This window comes from Brevundimonas sp. LjRoot202 (genome assembly GCF_964253355.1).
Classification (GTDB): Bacteria; Pseudomonadota; Alphaproteobacteria; order Caulobacterales; family Caulobacteraceae; genus Brevundimonas.
In genome coordinates, this window is sequence record NZ_CAXUQW020000001.1 from 609,420 (window position 1) to 628,387 (window position 18,968).

Below are 18,968 nucleotides of genomic sequence, written 5' to 3' on the forward strand. Positions count from 1 at the left end.
GCGTGGGAGGTTAGGTTGCCGGCGACGTCGCCGCAACCATCATGGAATGGGGATCGGACACGGTATGATCGCAACCAGTCTCGCGGCCGCCTTGGCTCTGCTCGCCCCCGCGCCCGAATCTCTGGTTCCGCAGGAAACGCCGTACGCGGCCGTCGCCCCGCAGGGGACGCAGGCCCGGACGCTCAACGATCAGGACACCGCCCTCTTCCGCCAAGGCCTGGCCCAGGCCCGCGCCCGCGACGTTGTCGGCGCGCGGTCGACCGCCGCGCAGATCCGCGATCCCGCCGCTCGCAAGCTGGTCGAATGGGCGCTGCTGGACACCTCCGCCCCGCAACTTCCCTATAGCGATCTCGCCGTCGCCCAGACCGCCTTCGCCGGCTGGCCGCGGGCCGAGAGCCGCCGCGAAGCCGCCGAGCGGGCGCTCGACCTCGCCTACGCCGGTCCGGACGCCGCCCTGACCCTGTTCGCCCAGACGCCGCCGACGACAGCCGAAGGCGCCATCGCCCTCGCCGGCGCGCTTGAGCAGCGCGGCCGCGGCGACGAGGCCCGCCGCCTGATCACCGACTGGTGGCGGACCCGCTCATTCGACGAGCCGGTGCAGACCCGTATCCTGACCCGCTGGGGCGGCTGGCTGACCCAGGCCGACCACGAGGCGCGGCTCAACATGCTGCTGCTCGGCCCGCATGGACCGGCGACGCGGGCCATGGCCCAGATGGTCTCGCCGGAACGCCGGGCGGTGGCCGAGGCGGCGATGGCGCTGCGGACCGCCTACAGCCCCGACGCCGTGGTGGCCGGGCTCACCTCGACCCAGGCGATGGACCCGGCGGTCGTGCTGGAACGCGTTCGCGTCCTGCGCTCGCAGAGTCGCCAGTCCGAAGGCTTCGCCCTGCTGGCCGCCCTCCCCGCCGCCCCCTCGCACACCGAGGGTCAGAACACCCTGTGGAGCGAGCGCCGCAACTATTTCCTCGACGCCCTCGAGCGCCGCAACTGGCGGGCCGCCTACGACGCCATGGCCGGCCACGGCTTCCCCTCGGGCGAGCGCAAGGTGGACGCCGAGTTCTTCGCCGGCTGGGTGGCGCTGACCAAGCTGAACGACCCGGCCCGCGCGGCCAACCATTTCGAGATCCTGCGCCAGTCGTCGTCGACCCCGATCACCCAGGGCCGGGCCATGTACTGGCTGGGCCGCGCGGCCGAGGCCCAGGGCAATACGCCGTCGGCGGTTCAATTCTACCGGGACGGCGCCCGGCACATCCAGAGCTTCTACGGTCAGCTCGCCGCCGAGAAGGCCGGGATGACCACCCTCACCCTGCCCAGCGACCCGACGCCCACCCAGGGCGAACGCGCCGCGTTCGAAGCCAACGAGGTCGTCCGCGCCCTGCGCATTCTCGGCGAGACCGGCGAGACCAGCCTGTTCCGGGTGTTCGCCTACCAGCTCGACGACGATCTGCCGACCGCCTCCGACCTCGCCCTGCTGATGGACCTGTCGCGCGCCTATGGCGAAGGCTTCACCGCCATGATGGTCGGGCGCGCCGCCAGCCAGCGCGGCTTCCTGATGCCCGAGCGCCAGTATCCGATCCGCATCCCGCCGCAGGTCGGCGGCGCCGCGCCGTTGGAGTTCACCCTCGCCATCACCCGTCAGGAGTCGAGCTTCGACCCCCGGGCCCGATCCGGCGCCGACGCCCGCGGCATGATGCAGTTCCTGCCGTCGACCGGGGCCATGGTCGCGCGCCAGCTCGGCATGTCCTTCTCTGACGACCGGTTGTGGGACCCCGACTACAACATGACGCTGGGCAGCTATCACCTCGGCGACCTGATGCGGCGCTTCGGCGGCTCGATGCTGCTGACCACGGTCGGCTACAACGCCGGCCCGGCCCGGCCGCCGCAATGGGTGGATCGCTGCGGCGACCCGCGCGGGGGCCAGGTCGATCCCGTCGACTTCATCGAGTGCGCGCCGTTCACCGAGACCCGTAACTACATGATGCGGGTGATGGAGAACATGTCGATCTACAAGGCCCGGCTGAACAACGGGTCGGCCCCGTTGACGCTGTCGAACGACCTGCGTCGTGGGACCAGCGTGGCGGCGGGGCCGCGCCCCTACGAGTAAACCGGCGCCGGGCTGCGAGCGGCTGAGAGCAACGGCCCGTCCGGCCCGTCGACCCACCGGGCGTTGAGACCGAACACCCGCCGGAGGATCTCCGGGGTGAGCGCCTCGAGCGGGGTCGCGTCCGCCGCCACGGCCCCATGGTCCAGCACCACCACCCGGTCCGCGAACCGCGCCGCCAGCGGCAGGTCGTGCAGGCTGGCCAGCACCGCCTGCCCCGCGTCGGCCCGCATCCTGAGCCGCTCCAGCACCATCAGCTGGGCTTCCGGATCGAGACCGGCGATCGGCTCGTCCACGAGCAGCGCCGCCGCGTCCGTGGCCAGCGCCCGCGCCAGCAGCACCCGGGCCCGCTCGCCGCCGGACATCTCGGCCACGCCCCGGTCGGCCAGATGGTCCGCCTCGACCTCGACCAGCGCCCGCCGCGCCCGCTCCAGCGCCTCGTCCGCCGCCAGGAACGGCGCCCCCAGCGCCGCCACCTCGATCGCCGGGAGGTTCCAGGCGATGCGGCGCTCCTGGGGCAGATAGGCGGCCTGCGCCGCCCGCTCTCGCGGCGACATGGTCGTGACGTCATCTCCGCCGAGCCGGGCGACGCCGCCGGTCAGTGGAAGCAACCCGGCGAAGGCCCGGATCAGGCTGGACTTCCCCGCCCCGTTCGGGCCGACGAGCGCGACGAGCTGGCCGGCGTCCACCTGCAGGTTCGCCCCGTCCAGCACAGCGCGTCCGCCCAACCGGGCGCTGCCGTCCCGCATCAGCAGAGGCGGCGTCACAGCCGCCACTCCCGCGCCGCCCGCCAGGCGATCAACGCGAACAGGGGCGCGCCGACCAGGGCGGTGAACACGCCCAGCTTCAGCTCCTGATCCGTCGGCGTCATCCGCGCCAGCAGATCGGCCAGCACCAGCATCAGCCCGCCCGCCAGCGCCGAGGGCAGCAGCAGCCGGGCCGGGTCGCCCCTCACCGCGGTTCGCACGAGATGCGGCGCAGCGAGGCCGACGAAGCCGATCACCCCGGCCACCGCCACCGCCGCCCCGGTGGCCAGCGCCGCCGCCAGCAGGGCCAGCAGCCGCAACCGCGCCATCGGCAGGCCCGAGGTGCGCGCCGTCTCCTCGCCGAGGCTGAGCATGCGCAGGCCCGGCGCCGCGAGCGCCGCCAGAATCGCCGACGCCAGCACCGCCGGGGTGACCCAGGCCACATCCACCCAACTGCGGTTCTCGACCGAGCCCAGCAGCCAGTTCATCACCTCGGCGGTCGCGATCGGCGAGGGCGACAGGTTGAAGATCAGCGCCGTGGCCGCGCCGGCGAAACTGGACACCGCCACGCCGAACAGGATCAGCGCCTCGGGCGAGCGCACCCGCGCCGAGAACAGAATCAGCAGACCGCCCGCCAGTCCGGCCCCGACCAGAGCGGAGACCTCGACCGCGCCGGGCAGCGCCGCCCAGCCCAGCACGATCGCCCCCGCCGCGCCCAACGCCGCCAGGGCCGAGACGCCCAGAACGCCGGGATCGGCCAGCGGATTGCGCAGCAGGCCCTGCATCACCGCCCCGGACAGGCCCAGCGCCGCTCCGACCATCAGCGCCGTGGCCGCGCGCGGGGCCCGCACCGCCCACAGCACCTCAGCCGGACCCGAGGCGGGCTCCGTGAAGGCCTGCGCCAACTGCGCGGCGTCGAAGGCGCTTTCGCCGAACAGCACGGCGAGCAGCGCGGCAAGCGCGATCAACACCGCGAGAATGGCCGCCAGCCGGCCCGGCCCGCCGCGGCTCATCCGCCCGCCTTCAGCATCGCCGCCGCGTCCGCCGCGAACCACGCCGGGCAGGTCAGGCTGGCCGCCGGCAGTCGGGCCACGATCCGCTTCCTGGCCGCCGCGCGCACGACGGGATGGCGTCCCGGGCCACGCCAGTCGGCGCGCGACCGGTCAAAGAAGCCGAGCACGAAACGGGCCGGCGGCGACAGGGCGATCCGCTCCACGCTGACCGGCGCGAAACCCGGTGTCGTGGCGGCGTTCACCAGCCCGGCCGAGCCGAGGATGGCGTCCACCAAGGTTCCGCGCCCGGCCGTGAAGCCGCCCGCCGTCAGGTAGAGGGCCGACTGGCGCGGCGCTTTCGGGGCCGGCGTCGCCTCGGCCAGCCGGGCGTCCATGCGGGCGATCAGGACCTCGCCACGCGACGGAGCGCCCAGCGCCTGCGAAGCCGCCCGGATATTTCCGCGGATACCCTCGAAGTGGGTGGCGTCGTCGATGGTGATGATCCGCACGCCCCGGGCCTCCAGCCGCGCCAGCAGCCGGGCGTCGCCGCCCCAGTAGCGCACAACGACGTCCGGCTGGAAGGCGATGGCCGCCTCCAGCGTCGGGCGAACCCGCCGCCGCCCTTGCGCCGCCTCGCGCTTCCAGGAGTCCGGATCATCGGCGCGGGGCGACAGGGCCAGATCGGCGTCCGGCGCCAGGGCGAGGGCGTACTGATCGCCGCACTGGTCCAGCGACATCACCCGGAGCGGCCGTGTCTCCACGGCGCCCGCCGGCGCGCCGGACGTCGCCAGGGCCAGCGCCAGACCGGCGCCGGCGAGGCCCCCCGCGGCGATCCTCACGGCTTCAGCAGGCCCGCGAACAGGCCATCCAGCAGGGTGTCGACCAGCGCCTCCTGGGCCACCCAATCGAAATAGGGCTTGGTGATCATCAGCGACACGACGCCATGGGCGCCGGCCCAAAGGGCCTGGGCCGTCGGCGCGGCCTCGCCCCTGAGCCGACCCGCCGCGGCCGCGGCCTCGACCACCTGTTCGAAGGTGCGGAACAACTCATGGCCGAGTTCCCGCGCCGCCGACTGGGCGCCCTCGCGCAGTTCGACCGGGCGGGTCATGTAGGCGAGGCGGTAGGCGTTCGGATTGGCGAAGCCGAAGGCGATGTAGGCCCTCATCATCTCGCGCAGCCGGACCTCCGGATCCGCCGTCGCCGCAAGGATGGCCTCGTCCCTGGCCATCAGCTCCGCGAACGCCTGACGGCAGATTTCGTGCAGGATCTCGCCCTTCTCGGCGAAATGCATGTAGAGCGCCGTGGACGACAGGCCGACCTCGTCGGCGATCTTGCGGATGGTGGCGCCCTCATAGCCGTGCTCGACGAAGATGCGTTCGGCGGCGTTTAGTATCTCGGCGCGGCGGGCATGACCCTCGCCCTTGGGCTTGCGCTGCGATCGCGGAGTCAGGCTGGCCGCCGTGGTCAAGAAGGGTTCTCCCGTCGTCCCCACCTGAATAGCGGCATTCCCGGGCCAGCGCCAATCGCTTGCAGGTTGCGCAACGCTCCGTTAACCATTTTGAATGGACGGATCGTGGATCAACGTTCTATCGGAACGCCGTCGGGATGCGAGCCGGTACGGCGTCCCGGTGCGGCAGAGCGCGGCGCAACGGTCCCTCTCCGTGGATCAGGTCATCCTGCTCGGACTGGCGGGCGGCGCCGTCGCCGTCGGGGGGTGGGTTGACCCGCAGGGCCTGGGCGGAGCGCTGGTGACGACGACCGCCGTCGCCTTTCTCGCCCTCGCGGCGTGGCGGATCACGCTGGTTGTCGTCAGCGCGAAACCGGCCGTCGCGCACGCGCCGCCCCTGGTCCTGCCCCGCTACACCATTCTCGCCGCGCTGCACGACGAGGCGGAGGTGGTCGGGCAGTTGATCGAGCGGCTGTCGCGCATCGACTACCCGCCGCACCGGCTTCAGGGGCTGCTGGTGCTCGAGGCGCACGACCACGCCACTATCGCCGCCGCGCTCGCCGCGCCGCGGCCGGCCTGGCTGGAGGTGTTCGTCGCCCCGCCCGGCCGACCCCTGACCAAGCCGCGGGCGCTGAACTGTGCTCTCGGCCACGCCACCGGCGACCTGTTGACCGTCTATGACGCCGAGGACGAACCGGACCCGCAGCAGCTGCGGGAAGCGGCCGCCCGGTTCGCCGCGGATCGCATGGGCCGCCTTGCCTGCCTGCAGGCGCCGCTACGCATCCGCCCCCGGTCGACGGCGGCGACGACCTTCCTCGAGCGTCAGTTCGCGGCGGAGTACGCCGCCCTGTTCGAGACCATGCTGCCGGGGATGTGCCGGCTCGGCCTCCCCTTCCCGCTGGGCGGGACCAGCAACCATTTCCGCACGGACGTGCTTCGCGCCGTCGGCGGCTGGGACGTCTGGAACGTGACCGAGGACGCGGACCTCGGCTTTCGGCTGTGGCGTCGCGGCTGGCGTCTGGGCGTGATCACCCGCCCGACCTGGGAGACGCCGCCGGGCGCGTTCCAGCATTGGCTGCCGCAGCGCACGCGCTGGCTCAAAGGCTATATGCAGACCTTCGGCGTACATTCCCGCCGGCCCTGGGAGTTGGGTCCGCGCGGGCTGTTCTCCCTGCTGGTCACCGTCGGCGCGGGGCTGGCGTCGGCGGCGATCCATGGGCTGTCGCTGGCGTGGCTGGCGACGGCCGTTGTCGTATCGGCGATGGCCGGCGTGACGCCGCTGGTCCCGCCCCTGGCGGCCGGCGTGCTGATCGTCGGAGCCGCCTCGGCCTGGCTGTGCTGCTGGATCGGAGGCCGGCGCGCCGGCATTCCATACGGCCTCGCCGACATGCTCGCCGCCCCCGCCTACTGGGCCCTGCTCAGCCTCGCGTGGATGCACGCGGCCTGGCGGCTGATCCGCGAGCCCTTCGCCTGGGACAAGACGGCGCATCGCCCTGACCCGCCGCGGGCGGCCAGGCCCGCGCGGGCGCCGGCCCACGCCCGACTGGACGAGACGGCGCCGAACCGCCTATCAGCGGCCCATGCCGCCGCGCCTCAACCCGTCGCCTGAAACCCTCGTCACCCGCGCCTGGGCCGACTACGCCCTGCTGGACAGCGGCGATGGCCGGAAGCTGGAGCGTTACGGGCCCTACACGGTCGTGCGACCGGAGCCGCAGTGCTTCTGGTCGCCGCGCGATCCGGCCGCGTTCGACGCCGCCGACGCGGTGTTCGATCCCACCGACGAGGACGAGAGCGGGCGCTGGCGCTTCGCGGGCAAGCCGGTCGACACCTTTCCGCTGGCGTGGCGCGACGTGCGCTTCACCAGCCGGTTCACGCCGTTCCGGCATCTGGCCTTCTTCCCGGAGCAGGCGGCGAACTGGGACTGGCTGGACGGGCGCATCCGGCGGCTGCGCAAGCCGAGAGTCCTGAATCTGTTCGGCTACACCGGCGTGGCCAGCCTGGCCTGTGCGGCGGCGGGGGCCGAGGTGACCCATGTCGACGCCTCCAAGAAGTCGGTGGCCTGGGCCCGCGAGAACGCCGAGCTGTCGGGCATGGCCGACAAGCCGGTGCGCTGGATCGTCGAGGACGCGCGCAAATATGCGGCGCGGGAGGTGCGGCGGGGCTCGAAATACGACGGCATCGTCCTCGATCCGCCGAAGTACGGGCGCGGGCCGACGGGCGAGGTGTGGCGGCTGTTCGAGGACCTGCCCGGACTGCTGAAGGATTGCGCGGCCCTGCTATCGGACGACGCGTCCTTCCTGCTGCTGAACGCCTATGCGGCGCGGATCTCGGGGCTGTCGCTGGCGCATCTCATGGCCGAAGCGACCCACGACCGGGGCGGCGTCATCGACTGGGGCGAACTGGCGCTGGCCGAGGACGGGACGGACGGGCGGGCCATCGGGCTCAGCTTCTTTGCCCGGTGGTCGGCGTGAGCGACCGGCTGATCACGTCCCTGACCAATGAGACGGTCAAGGCCGTCCGCGCCCTGCACATGCGCAAGGAGCGCGAGGCGACCGGGCGGTTCCTGGCCGAGGGGCTGAAATTCATCGGCGAGGCGCTGGATCAGGGGCGCGCGCCGCGCCTGCTGATGGTCGGCGAGGACGCGCGGCCGCATCCGATCCTCGACCGCGCGCGCGAGGCGACCCGGACGGCGGGGGGCGAGGTGGTGATCGTCACCCACGCGATCCTCGAGAAGATCAGCCGACGCGACAATCCGCAGACGGTGCTGGGGGTGTTCGACCAGGTCTATGCGCCGCTGTCGGCGATCGTGCCGGAGTCGGCGCCCTGCTGGGTGGCGCTGGAGCAGGTGCGGGACCCGGGCAATCTGGGCACCATCATCCGGACGGCGGACGCAGCGGGCTGCGGCGGGGTGGTGCTGATCGGGGACTGTGTCGATCCCTATTCGGTCGAGGCGGTGCGGGCGACCATGGGGTCGGTGTTCGCGGTGGCCATCGCCCGGGCGACGGCGGCGGAGTTCCTGGCGTGGCGGCAGACGTGGCCGGGCAGCGTCATCGGCACCCGGCTGGACGCCTCGGTCGGCTATCGCGAGGCCGCCATCCAGCGCCCGGCCCTGATCCTGATGGGCAATGAGCAGGCCGGCCTGACCGACGCCCTCGCCGCCGCCTGCGACGTCAACGTCAAGATTCCGATGCGCGGCCGGGCCGACAGCCTGAACCTGGCGATCGCCACCGGGATCATGGTCTATGCGGTGACGGACGCCGCCCAGGTTAGCCATCGACGTCCTTGAGCATCAGCATCTGACCGATCAGGCGCTCCTTCTCGGGCGAGAAGCCGCATTCCACCTGCCCGACTGACGGGTTCCGCCAGGTTCCAAACAAGAGGTCCCACAAGGGCAGGCCATAGTTTCCGGCGTGGACGCCGCGTTCGTGATGGAGCCGATGCATTTCGGGTCTCTGCAGGATGAAGCCCAGCCACCGGGGCGTTCTCTGATCGGCATGAGCGGCCAGGTTGAACAGGGTGACGTACAGCAACGCCAGCCCGGCCGCCGGACCGCTCACTCCCAACAGGACATAGGCGACAAAGGCGTTCAGCAGGCTCGCGAGCAGGGCATCGAATGGATGCACATAGAAAGCCGTCAGAGCCTCGATGCGCGCCGGGCTGTGATGCAACTGGTGGACCCATCGCCAAAGGCGGTCCGACGCGTGCAGCGCCCGGTGCCACCAATAGGCGACGAAACTGGCGACCAAGAAGGTGAGCAGACTGGCCGGTCCGACGTCGAGATCGGCGCCGACGGCGAACAGGGCGTGACTCGAGATCCAGCGCTGGAACACGAAGCCGGCCGCCACCACGGCGACCAGATTCACCGTATTCAGCGCGCCCGCGTAAAGACGCCAGCGCCTGTCGCAGGTCGCGCCCGACGCGGGCGCGATCACCTCGCGCGTGAAGATCAGAGAGAAGACGGCCAGCGTCACAAAGTAGGCGGCGAAAAGCATACGCGGCCCTCCTCACACCGTCCTGACGACCGGCCGTGTGCCATGCAGGGCGCCTCGGAAACTTCGCTTCGCTGGCGCCGCCATCGGCATCAGAAGCTCCTGCCGTCCACCCGCTGGGCGGTCCAGCTCCAGGGCTCGATGTCGGTCAGGGTGCGGATGTTGACGGCGACCATGGGCGAGCCGTCCCGCTTCTCGCCGCGTGCGAAGGACTGGACGCCGCAGGTGTCGCAGAACCGGTGGCGGATCTTGTGGGTGTTGAAGGTGAACTCGGTCTGCGGCCCCTCCCGCGTCACGCGGAAGGCGTCGGGCGACACGAAGGCGAGGACGAAGCCCTTGCGGTAGCAGTGCGAGCAGTTGCACTCCATCAGCCCCTCGAGATCGGTGTCGACCTCATAGGCCACGGCCCCGCAGGCGCAGCTTCCCGTGTGGGTCTTCACCTCCGCCATCACGCATCCTCCAGCAGCACCACCCCGGGGGCGGATTTGAGCGCGCCGCGCAGGGCGCCGTCCAGCCGGTAGCGGCCCGGCAGCTTCAGTTCGACCTCGCGGCGGCCGTCGAGGGAGGCGACGAGGGAGACCTCGCCGCCCTTTCCGTCCGCCTTCGCGCGGTCGAGGCGGGCCTTGAGGGCGGCCGGGTCGGCGGCCTTCGACGAGACGTGGATGCGCAGGCCCATGGCGCCGTCGTCGATCAGCGTGTCGAGCTTGCTGGCGTCGTCGCCGAAGAAGCGCACCTCGCCGTCCGCTGACTTGGCCCGCACGCGGACCATGATCGAGGCCCCGACCTCCAGCACCTCGCGGCATTTGCGCAGCTGTTCGGGCGGGAACAGGCATTCGAACTCGCCGGTCGGATCGGAGAAGGTGACGAAGGCGAATTTCTCGCCAGTGCGGGCGCTGGCCCGCTCCTGGCGACGGCGCACGACGCCGGCCATCAGGAAGGCCTCGTGGCCGCTCTCGGCCAGGGCGGTGGCCTCGGCGACGAAGGTGACGCGCTTGCGCTTCAGGGCCGGGGCCATGTCCTCCAGCGGGTGGCCGGACAGGTAGAAGCCGACGGCGGCCAGCTCCTGATCCAGCTTCTCTGGCCCCACCCACGGCTCGACCGGGCGCAGGCGCGGGCGTCCGGCGCCGGCCTGGTCGCCGCCGAACAGGCTGACCTGCGACGAGGCGCGCTCGGCGGCGACGCTCTGGCAATAGGCCATCAGGGTGTCGGCCTGCTCGACCAGCTGGCGGCGGTTGGTGTGGAAGCTGTCGAAGGCGCCGGCGCGGGCGAGGTTCTCGAGCGCGCGCTTGTTGACGAATTTCGGATCGACCCGCTCGAGGAAGTCGAAGATGTCGGTGAAGCGGCCGCCGGTCTCGCGCACCTCGACCAGATGCTTCATCGCCTCCAGCCCCACGTTGCGGATGGCGCCGAGGGCGTAGAGCACCGAGCCGGTCTTTTCGCCGTCCGGCCCCTCCTCCCACGCCACGTCGAAGTCGGCGGAGGAACGGTTGACGTCCGGGGCCTTCACCGGCACCTCGAAGCGCCGACAATCTTGATAGAAGACAGCCAGTTTGTCGGTATTGCTGAGATCGAGACTCATGGACGCGGCCATGAATTCGACCGGGTGCGTCGCCTTCAGCCAGCCGGTCTGGAAGCTGATCAGGGCGTAGGCGGCGGCGTGCGACTTGTTGAAGCCGTAGCCGGCGAATTTGGCCACCAGGTCGAAGATGCCGCCGGACTGCTCTTCCGGCACGCCCTTTTCGGAAGCGCCCTTGATGAAGCGCGCCCGCTGGAAGTCCATCTCCTCTTTCTTCTTCTTGCCCATGGCGCGGCGCAGGAGGTCGGCCTCGCCGAGGCTGTAGCCCGCCAGGATCTGGGCGATCTTCATCACCTGCTCCTGGTAGATGATGACGCCGTAGGTCTCGGTCAGCACCTCCGTCAGCGAGGGGTGGAGGTAGTCGACCTCCTGCCGCCCGAATTTGCGGTCGATGTAGGTGTCGATCATCTCCATCGGCCCGGGCCGGTAGAGGGAGATCAGGGCGGTGATCTCCTCGATCGAGCCGCAACGCATCTTGCGCAGGGTGTCGCGCATGCCCTGCGATTCCAGCTGGAACACGCCGACGGTCTGGCCTGAGGCCATCAGTTCATAGGTGCGCGGGTCGTCGAGCGGCAGGCCGTTCCAGTCGGGGGCGGCGCCGCGCCGCTCGAGATACTGGCGGGCGCGGTCGAGCACCGTCAGGGTCTTGAGGCCGAGGAAGTCGAACTTCACCAGACCGGCGGCCTCCACCCATTTCATGTTGAACTGGCTGGCCGGGATGGTCGACCGCGGGTCCTGGTACAGCGGCGCGAGCTCGATCAGCGGGCGGTCGCCGATGACGATGCCGGCGGCGTGGGTCGAGGCGTTGCGGTAGAGGCCCTCCAGCTCCAGTGCCGTCTCCAGCAGGGTCGCAACCGCCTTGTCGGAGTCGCGCGCCTCCCTGAGCCGCGGCTCCAGATCGATGGCCTGGGCGAGGGTCACCGGGTTGGCGGGGTTGGCCGGCACCATCTTGGCGAGGCGATCGACCTGGCCGAGCGGCATCTGCAGCACCCGGCCGACGTCGCGCAGCACGGCGCGCGCCTGCAGGGTGCCGAAGGTGATGATCTGGGCGACGCGGTCCTTGCCGTAGCGGTCCTGGACATAGTCGATCACCTCTTCCCGCCGCTCCTGGCAGAAGTCGATGTCGAAGTCGGGCATTGAGACCCGCTCGGGATTGAGGAAGCGCTCGAACAGCAGGCCGAAGCGCAACGGATCGAGATCGGTGATGGTCAGCGACCAGGCGACCAGCGAGCCAGCCCCGGAGCCGCGCCCCGGGCCCACGGGGATGCCGTGGTTCTTGGCCCATTTGATGAAGTCCGACACGATCAGGAAATAGCCGGGGAAGCCCATCTGCTGGATGATGCCGACCTCCCATTCGAGGCGGGTCCAGTACTCTTCCTCGGGGGCGGCGGGCGTGACCTGTTTCAGCCGCTCCTTCAGCCCCTCGCGGGCCTGATGCATCAGTTCGTCGGGCTCGGACCGGCCGGCGCCGGCGTCGAAGCGCGGCAGGATGGGGGCGCGGGTCGGGGCCATGAAGGCGCAGCGGCGAGCGATGTCGAGGGTCGCGTCGCAGGCCTCGGGCAGGTCGGCGAACAGTTCGCGCATGGCGGCGGCGGTCTTGAACCAGTGCTCGCCAGTGATGCGGCGGCGATCCTCCTGGCCGGTGAAGGCGCCGTCGGCGATGCACAGCAGGGCGTCGTGGGATCTGGCCTGGGCGGCCCTGGCGTAATGGACGTCGTTGGTGGCGACCAGCGGCGCGTCGTGGGCGTAGGCCCATTCGACGAGGCCGCGCTCGGCCTGTTGTTCGGAGGCGAGACCGTGGCGCTGGAGCTCGACGTAGAAGCGGTCGCCGAAGGCCGCCTGCATGTCGGCGAGCGCGGCGGCGGCCTCGGCCGGCTTGCCCTGCACGAACAGCGGATCGACCGGGCCGTCGGGGCCGCCGGACAGGAGGATCAGGCCCTCGGAGCGTTCGGCCACCATGGCCCACGGCACGCTGGGCTCGTCCATGGCCCCCGCGTCGAGGAAGGCCGACGACGACAGGGCCGACAGGTTGAGCCAGCCGGCCTCGTTCTGGACCAGCAGGACGACGGTGGGGACCCTGGCCCAGCGCTCGGCGACCTTGCCGCCGATACCGGTGACCGGCAGGGCGCAGGCGATGATCGGCTGGACCCCTGCGTCCTTCGCGGCCTGGCTGAATTCGAGCGCCCCGAACAGGTTGGCCCGGTCCGCCACGCCCACCGCCGGCATGCCCGCGTCCGCGGCCAGCCGGGGAACCTTGCTGGCCTTGATCGCACCTTCCAGCAGGGAATAGGCCGAGCGGACCCGCAGGTGGATGAAGCCCTGGCTGTTCAGCGTGTCGGTCAAACCGGGTTCTGCTCCTTCGCCGATGCGTGCGTCTGTTCTGGACCGAGTCTCACATCACGGGCGACCGGGACACCGGAAAGCGGCGCGACCGACGCCGTGGTCGGGGGCCGGCTGTGGATAGGCCCGCCGGGCCCTCCGCCTCCGCGCCGATAAGACCCGGGTAAAACGGCAAACAGGAGCCCGAAGACTACGAAGCCTCCGGCTTTCCGCTCCAGGGCTGTTCGCCCGCATCGGTCAGCAGACCGATCGATCCTTCAGGCCGCCGAGGTCATCAGCGCAGCTTGCCACATCACCCAGACGAAACCGCCGCACGACGCCAGCGACAGCATATCCCGAACCCAACGCGCCATGACGGCCTCCCTTGCGTGTTCCGGTAATGTTCTATGTTCCCGTTTGGTTCCAGTCAAGTGGCCATACCCGGTCATCCCTGCCGGTGAAGCTCAAACTCACCCGCTTGCGAAAAGGCCCTGCTATGGTGTGCGCAGCACGCCACCAGTCATCCGCCCCTCCGGCGGCCGGCGTCGCGGGAGTAGCGGCCATGGCCAAGGGTCAAGCACGCAGCAACAAGGAAATCCGCAAGCCGAAGGCGGAGAAGGCCAAGCCGGCGGTGTCGGTGGGAACCTCGCCGTTCACCCAGGTTCCGGGCAAGAAGTAGAGATCCCGGTCAGGGCGAGGCGCCCGACCCGTTCAACGGACCGACGGGGCCGGTGACGCCGCGCCCTAGCCGATCGCGCCGACGCAGCCTTCGTCGCCGCCGACAAGCAGGACCGCGTCGGTGAGGGACAGGGTCCAGCCGTGGTGAGTGTCGAGGCCGCGGCGGCGGATGCCGGAGCCGTCGCCGGCGTCGCCGCCGGCGGTGACCAGCACGCGGCGGCCGCTGGGCAGGGCGGCCGGATCGATCTTGCCGACCGCCAGCGCCGTCGGCGTCTCGCCGCCGAAGCCGTCGAAGACGCTGAGCGCGGCCCACTCGCGGCGCAGGCCGGTCCACCACGGATCGCCGGCGTTGACGGCGAGCACCGCCACGCCGTGACCCTCGGCGGCCCAGGCCAGCGCGGCCTGGGGATCGCGCACGGCCCGCATGTCGGCCGCCGCGCCGAAGCGGAGACGGGCGCCGTCGAAGGCGCGGGTCGGTTCGACGGGAGACCAGACCTGGACCTTCATCCGACCCTGACGGGCCAGCCCCCAGCCGACGATCTGGCGCCAGAGGGATTCCACGGCCTCCCGGTTGTCGGGTCCGGCCTGGGCGAGAACGCGGTCGAGAACGGCCTGCTCGCGGTCGGGCCGCAGCTTCACATGGGGGCCGGATGGGGCGTCCTTGGCGCGTCCGACGCGGGCGGCGATGGCGAGGCGGCGTTCAAACAGGGCCAGCAGCTGGTCGTCCAGAACGTCGATCTCGTGGCGCAGGGCGGCCAGGGCCATCTGTTCGGGAGAGAGGTCGAGCGGCGCGGGCCAGACTTGCTGGAGGGCGGGCAGGGCGCTGGAATGGGGCACGGGGAGGAACTTTCGATTTCTACGGAGGCGTTCGGGGGCGTTTGCGAGCCGCCGCTCCATCGCGGAGCGGTCGCCGGCGAGGCGGTCAGGACGCGATGCCCGACGCCTCAGCCGGCGTATCGAAAGCCGTAGAAATACAGGTCCGCGGCCGCCGGAAGGCGGGCGAATGCAGTCGCAGCGATGGCTTGCGAACGGACCATGGGCGTCATTGGGCGCACGGATCGTGCGGCGTCAAGCCGTTCAGGCGCTAAGCAGGACAAATCGCGTCCGGTTGTCGGCCGAATCCTGAATGTCGTTGCGCAAAATCGACAGCTCGTAGACTTCGGCGGCGCGCATGGGGGCGACCGCGGCGCGGGTGCGATCCTTCGCCTCCGCGACGGCGCGGGCCGCCCCGGCGGTGTCATAAGCCTCGACAGACTCGATGCCGAGGCTGCCCAGCGTGCCGCTGCACTGACCCAGGGCGGCGGGATGGCTCTCGGCCGTCCTGATGTCGCCCAGCCGCGCGCCGGACGGAGCCATCAGAGCCAGCCGGATCGGCCGCCAGACCTCGGAGACCACGGTCAGCCCGGCCTTCTCGACCAGCGACGCGGCCGGCTCGACGCGGCCGATGGTGGTGTTCTCGACCGGGATCAGGGCGCACCCCACCTCCCCCGCCTTCAGGGCGTCGATCGCCGCCTCGAAGCTGTCGTAGGCGACGGGCTGGTCCCAGGGACGCAGGTCGATGCAGGCTTCGTGGCTGAACGCGCCGGGCGCTCCCTGGTAGGCGCAGCGGCCCGGGACGTCGTCGTCAGCGGGGCGGCCGACGCCCTCCACTAGGCCGCCTGCGAGCGGCTGACCCGCCCGGCCTTGAGCCGCTCGGCGACGAGGAACGCCAGCTCCAGCGCCTGGTCGGCGTTGAGGCGCGGGTCGCAGTGGGTGTGATAGCGGCTGGACAGGTCGTCCTCGGTCAGGGCCTGGGCCCCGCCGAGGCATTCGGTGACGTTCTGGCCGGTCATCTCGAGGTGCACGCCGCCGGGGTGGACGCCCTCGGCCTCGGCCACATCGATGAAGCCGCGCACCTCGGACAGGATCCGCTCGAAGGGACGGGTCTTGTAGCCGTTGCCGGCCTTGAGCGTATTGCCGTGCATCGGATCGATCGACCAGACCACGCGGCGGCCTTCGGCCTTCACCGCCTTCATCAGGCGCGGCAGGCGGTCGCCGACCTTGTCGGCGCCGAAGCGGCCGATGAGGGTCAGGCGGCCGGGGATGTTGTCCGGGTTGAGCACGTCGATCAGCGCGAGCAGGTCGTCCGGTTCCATGGTCGGGCCGCACTTCAGGCCGACGGGATTGCGTATCCCGCGCACGAATTCGACGTGGGCGCCGTCCAGCTGGCGGGTGCGCTCGCCGATCCAGACCATGTGGGCCGAGGTGTCGAACCATTCGCCGGTGGCGCCGTCGAGCCGGGTCAGGGCGCTCTCGAGGTTGAGCAGCAGGGCTTCGTGGCTGGTGAACACCTCGACCCGGCTGAGGTCCGGATGGCTCTCCGGGGTGACGCCGACCGCCTCCATGAAGGCCAGGGCCTCGGTGATCTTGTCGGCCAGCTCGCGGTATTTGGCGCCGTAGGCGGTGTCGGCCGCGAACCCCATGGTCCAGCGATGGATATTGTACAGGTCGGCGTAGCCGCCGCCGGCGAAGGCGCGCAGCAGGTTCAGGGTCGAGGCCGACTGGTTGTAGGCGCGGATCAGGCGCTGCGGGTCGGGCAGACGCTCCTCCGGCGTGAAGGCCATGCCGTTGATGATGTCGCCCCGGTAGCTGGGCAGGGTCTCGTCGCCGATGGTCTCGAGCGAGGACGAGCGCGGCTTGGCGAACTGGCCGGCGATGCGGCCGACCTTCACCACCGGCTTGCGGCCCGCGAAGGTCAGGACCACGGCCATCTGCAGGATCAGGCGGAAGGTGTCGCGGATGTTGTCGGTCGAGAACTCCTTGAAGCTCTCGGCGCAGTCCCCGCCCTGGAGCAGGAAGGCCTCGCCCGCCTCGACCTGGGCCAGTTTGGCGGTCAGGTGACGCGCCTCGCCGGCGAAGACCAGCGGCGGCATGGCGCGCAGTTCGTCCTCGACGCGATGCAGGGCGGCCATGTCCGGATAGTCCGTCGGCATCTGCACGACGGGTTTCGATCTCCAGCTCTCGGGCGTCCAGCGGGTCATTCCAGCAAGATAGGCCGGGCGCGGCTTGTGAACAATGAACCGTCGCGCCGCATGGCGTTTTCCTGCGCGCGGGAGACATCGCCGCTTGGGAAAGGCGCCCGGTCAGGGGCCGGGGCGTCTCGCGCTCGACCTGGCCTCGATCAGGGGGAGGAGAGCCCTGGCCGCCAACCGGATGGCGTCGACCTCGGCCGACGAGGGGCTGCTGGGCGTCCGGTGGTAGATCGCGAAGGTCGCCACGACCTCGTTCGCCTCGTTCAGAATGGGCGTCGACCAGCAGGACTTCAGGTCATGCCTCAGGGCAAGCTCCCGATAGCGGACCCACAGCGGATCGCTCTCGATGTCGTGGGTGTAGACCTCATGGCCGAGCCAGGCGGCCGTGCCGCACGAGCCCGCCGCCGGCCCGATCGCCTCGCCCTCGATGGCGTCGCAGAACGCCGGGGGCAGGCTGGGGGCCACAAAGCAGCCGAGGCGGCGGCCGTCGTCGCTGAGGAGCAGAATGGACACGATGAAGGCGTCGCCCGCGGCGACCTCGAGCGCGCGAACGAAGAGATTCAGGGACTCGCGAACTCTGGGATCGAAGGTGACCTTCGTCGGCGTCATGACCCTACATACGCACAGACGGGGCCAGAGCCCAAGGCGGGGCGCGCCGGGTCCGGCCGCCGCGCGAGGCTGTGGGGGCGCCGTCGTCGCGGCCATGCCCCCTGCTCCCGGCTCTATCCGGCGTTCGTGTCGGAGGACTGCTTCTCCTTCAGGGTGACCAGCTCCTCGGCCATGGTCGGGTGGACGGCGCAGGTAGCGTCCCACTGGGCCTTGGTCAGGCCGGCCTTCACGGCGATGGCGGCCAGCTGGATCATCTCGGGCGCTTCGGGACCGACGATGTGGACGCCCACGACCTTCTGGCTGGTCGCATCGACCACCAGCTTCATAAGCATCCGCTCGTCCGAGCCGGTGAAGGCGTATTTCATCGGCCGGAAGCGGGTCACGTAGACATCGACCTCGCCGGGGCAGGAATGGCGCGCCTCACTCTCGGACAGGCCGACCACGCCGACCGACGGCTGGCTGAACACCGCCGTAGCGACCGCCTCATAGTCGAAATGGGTCGGATTGTTGCGATAGACGGTCTCGTGGAAAGCCACCGCCTCGCGGATGGCGACGGGGGTCAGATTCATCCGGTCGGTGACGTCGCCGATGGCCCAGATGTTTTCGGCCGAGGTCTTCGAGAAGGCGTCGACGCAGATGGCGCCGTCAGCGTCGATCTTCACGCCGGCGGCGTCGAGGCCCAGGTCCTTGACGTGCGGGACGCGGCCGGTGGCGAACATGACCACGTCGGTCTCGATCCGCATGCCGTTCTCCAGCACGTTGACCAGACCAGTGTCCGTCTTCTCGATGGCCTGGTGCTGGGCGCCGAGGATGACCTTGATGCCGCGCTTCTCGATCTCGCCGGCGAGGTGCGCCCGGACGTCATCGTCGAAGCCGCGCAGGATGTTGGGGCCGCGGTAGATCAGGGTCGTCTCGACGCCGAGGCCGGCGAAGATGCCGGCGAACTCGACCGCGATATAGCCGCCGCCGGCGATCAGGATGCGCTTCGGCAGTTCCGGCAGGTGGAAGGCCTCTTCCGAGGTGATGGCGTGTTCGATGCCCGGCAGGCTCTCCGGCCTCCAGGGGCGGCCGCCGGTGGCGACGAGGATCTTCTCCGCCGTGACGGTCTGGCCCTTGCCGATGATCTCGACCGTGTGGGCGTCCCTGAGCACGGCGCGGCCATGGATCAGGTCGACGCCGGCCTTGCCGAGGTTGGCGGCGTAGATGCCGGACAGGCGGGCGATCTCGACGTCCTTGGCCTCAAGGAAGGTCGGCCAGTCGAATTTCGTGCCCTCGAACGACCAGCCGTAGCCCTCGGCGATCTCGATCGCGTGGCTGACCTCGGAGGCCATGACCATGAATTTCTTGGGCACGCAGCCGCGGACGACGCAGGTGCCGCCGACCCGGTACTCCTCGGCGATGGCGACCTTCTTGCCGCCCAGGGCGGTCAGCCGGGCCGCCCGGACGCCGCCGGAGCCGGCGCCGATGACGAAGAGGTCGTAGTCGTAGTCGGGCATGATC

17 protein-coding genes are annotated in these 18,968 nt (G+C 70.7%); 5 read left to right on the plus strand and 12 right to left on the minus strand.

Annotation, left to right across the window (positions count from 1 at the left end; translation table 11 throughout):
* The first annotated feature begins 64 nt into the window (after positions 1–64).
* Positions 65–2,104, plus strand: coding sequence for a transglycosylase SLT domain-containing protein (locus ACSQ1L_RS03400; protein WP_435991939.1), 2,040 nt, complete (start codon positions 65–67; stop codon positions 2,102–2,104).
* Here the strand turns inward: ACSQ1L_RS03400 and ACSQ1L_RS03405 are convergent.
* Genes ACSQ1L_RS03405 through ACSQ1L_RS03420 form a run of 4 tightly spaced genes read right to left on the minus strand, consistent with a single transcriptional unit; the run spans position 2,095 to position 5,307 of the window.
* Positions 2,095–2,868, minus strand: coding sequence for an ABC transporter ATP-binding protein (locus ACSQ1L_RS03405; protein WP_435991941.1), 774 nt, complete (start codon positions 2,866–2,868; stop codon positions 2,095–2,097). The genes ACSQ1L_RS03400 and ACSQ1L_RS03405 overlap by 10 nt on opposite strands.
* A complete protein-coding gene (locus ACSQ1L_RS03410) occupies positions 2,865–3,860 on the minus strand; it encodes a FecCD family ABC transporter permease (protein ID WP_435991943.1) in 996 nt (331 codons plus the stop codon). Before ACSQ1L_RS03410 ends, ACSQ1L_RS03405 begins: the two co-directional genes overlap by 4 nt.
* A complete protein-coding gene (locus tag ACSQ1L_RS03415) occupies positions 3,857–4,678 on the minus strand; it encodes an ABC transporter substrate-binding protein (RefSeq protein WP_435991945.1) in 822 nt (273 codons plus the stop codon). The genes ACSQ1L_RS03410 and ACSQ1L_RS03415 overlap by 4 nt, the downstream gene beginning before the upstream one ends.
* Entirely contained in the window at positions 4,675–5,307 is a 633-nt protein-coding gene (locus ACSQ1L_RS03420) for a TetR/AcrR family transcriptional regulator (protein ID WP_435991947.1), read from the minus strand. Before ACSQ1L_RS03420 ends, ACSQ1L_RS03415 begins: the two co-directional genes overlap by 4 nt.
* Before the next feature lie 193 nt (positions 5,308–5,500).
* On the opposite strand from ACSQ1L_RS03420, the gene ACSQ1L_RS03425 reads away from it, so the two are divergent.
* The 3 genes from ACSQ1L_RS03425 to ACSQ1L_RS03435 are packed head-to-tail and all read left to right on the plus strand — an operon-like array spanning position 5,501 to position 8,572.
* Complete coding sequence (locus ACSQ1L_RS03425; protein ID WP_435991949.1) at positions 5,501–6,895, plus strand: glycosyltransferase family 2 protein; 1,395 nt, start codon at positions 5,501–5,503, stop codon at positions 6,893–6,895.
* Positions 6,867–7,757 (plus strand): class I SAM-dependent methyltransferase, encoded by an 891-nt coding sequence (locus ACSQ1L_RS03430; protein WP_435991951.1) that lies wholly within the window; start codon positions 6,867–6,869, stop codon positions 7,755–7,757. Before ACSQ1L_RS03425 ends, ACSQ1L_RS03430 begins: the two co-directional genes overlap by 29 nt.
* A complete protein-coding gene (locus ACSQ1L_RS03435) occupies positions 7,754–8,572 on the plus strand; it encodes a TrmH family RNA methyltransferase (protein ID WP_435991953.1) in 819 nt (272 codons plus the stop codon). The genes ACSQ1L_RS03430 and ACSQ1L_RS03435 overlap by 4 nt, the downstream gene beginning before the upstream one ends.
* Here ACSQ1L_RS03435 and ACSQ1L_RS03440 read toward each other — a convergent pair.
* From ACSQ1L_RS03440 to dnaE, 3 genes are all read right to left on the minus strand, one after another.
* Positions 8,553–9,278, minus strand: coding sequence for a sterol desaturase family protein (locus ACSQ1L_RS03440; protein ID WP_435991955.1), 726 nt, complete (start codon positions 9,276–9,278; stop codon positions 8,553–8,555). The genes ACSQ1L_RS03435 and ACSQ1L_RS03440 overlap by 20 nt on opposite strands.
* An 89-nt stretch (positions 9,279–9,367) precedes the next feature.
* Complete coding sequence (locus ACSQ1L_RS03445; protein WP_435991957.1) at positions 9,368–9,724, minus strand: GFA family protein; 357 nt, start codon at positions 9,722–9,724, stop codon at positions 9,368–9,370.
* On the minus strand, positions 9,724–13,194 hold the full coding sequence (gene dnaE, locus ACSQ1L_RS03450; RefSeq protein ID WP_435991959.1) for a DNA polymerase III subunit alpha: 3,471 nt from the start codon (positions 13,192–13,194) through the stop codon (positions 9,724–9,726). Before dnaE ends, ACSQ1L_RS03445 begins: the two co-directional genes overlap by 1 nt.
* 538 nt (positions 13,195–13,732) lie before the next feature.
* Between dnaE and ACSQ1L_RS03455 the strand changes: the two genes are divergently transcribed.
* Entirely contained in the window at positions 13,733–13,849 is a 117-nt protein-coding gene (locus ACSQ1L_RS03455) for a hypothetical protein (RefSeq protein ID WP_435991960.1), read from the plus strand.
* 65 nt (positions 13,850–13,914) lie between these two features.
* Here ACSQ1L_RS03455 and ACSQ1L_RS03460 read toward each other — a convergent pair whose 3' ends face one another.
* From ACSQ1L_RS03460 to gor, 5 genes are all read right to left on the minus strand, one after another.
* On the minus strand, positions 13,915–14,685 hold the full coding sequence (locus ACSQ1L_RS03460; protein WP_435991962.1) for a chorismate mutase: 771 nt from the start codon (positions 14,683–14,685) through the stop codon (positions 13,915–13,917).
* 240 nt (positions 14,686–14,925) lie between these two features.
* Complete coding sequence (locus ACSQ1L_RS03465) at positions 14,926–15,498, minus strand: prephenate dehydratase domain-containing protein (protein ID WP_435991964.1); 573 nt, start codon at positions 15,496–15,498, stop codon at positions 14,926–14,928.
* Positions 15,498–16,868 carry a class II 3-deoxy-7-phosphoheptulonate synthase gene (locus ACSQ1L_RS03470; RefSeq protein WP_435991966.1) on the minus strand — a complete coding sequence of 457 codons (1,371 nt, stop codon included), beginning with the start codon at positions 16,866–16,868 and terminating at the stop codon, positions 15,498–15,500. Before ACSQ1L_RS03470 ends, ACSQ1L_RS03465 begins: the two co-directional genes overlap by 1 nt.
* Before the next feature lie 102 nt (positions 16,869–16,970).
* Positions 16,971–17,468 (minus strand): GAF domain-containing protein, encoded by a 498-nt coding sequence (locus ACSQ1L_RS03475; protein ID WP_435991968.1) that lies wholly within the window; start codon positions 17,466–17,468, stop codon positions 16,971–16,973.
* Positions 17,469–17,581: 113 nt separating this feature from the next.
* The gene (gene gor, locus ACSQ1L_RS03480) at positions 17,582–18,964 is read right to left on the minus strand and encodes a glutathione-disulfide reductase (protein WP_435991970.1); all 1,383 of its coding nucleotides are present in this window, start codon (positions 18,962–18,964) and stop codon (positions 17,582–17,584) included.
* Positions 18,965–18,968 lie beyond the last annotated feature (4 nt).

Coding starts and splice junctions, on each gene's coding strand:
- ACSQ1L_RS03400 (WP_435991939.1), top strand. CDS start 65: ATGATCGCAACCAGTCTCGCGGCCGCCTTGGCTCTGCTCGCCCCCGCG.
- ACSQ1L_RS03430 (WP_435991951.1), top strand. CDS start 6,867: ATGCCGCCGCGCCTCAACCCGTCGCCTGAAACCCTCGTCACCCGCGCC.
- ACSQ1L_RS03440 (WP_435991955.1), bottom strand. CDS start 9,278: ATGCTTTTCGCCGCCTACTTTGTGACGCTGGCCGTCTTCTCTCTGATC.
- ACSQ1L_RS03410 (WP_435991943.1), bottom strand. CDS start 3,860: ATGAGCCGCGGCGGGCCGGGCCGGCTGGCGGCCATTCTCGCGGTGTTG.
- ACSQ1L_RS03470 (WP_435991966.1), bottom strand. CDS start 16,868: ATGACCCGCTGGACGCCCGAGAGCTGGAGATCGAAACCCGTCGTGCAG.
- ACSQ1L_RS03475 (WP_435991968.1), bottom strand. CDS start 17,468: ATGACGCCGACGAAGGTCACCTTCGATCCCAGAGTTCGCGAGTCCCTG.
- gor (WP_435991970.1), bottom strand. CDS start 18,964: ATGCCCGACTACGACTACGACCTCTTCGTCATCGGCGCCGGCTCCGGC.
- ACSQ1L_RS03445 (WP_435991957.1), bottom strand. CDS start 9,724: ATGGCGGAGGTGAAGACCCACACGGGAAGCTGCGCCTGCGGGGCCGTG.
- ACSQ1L_RS03455 (WP_435991960.1), top strand. CDS start 13,733: ATGGCCAAGGGTCAAGCACGCAGCAACAAGGAAATCCGCAAGCCGAAG.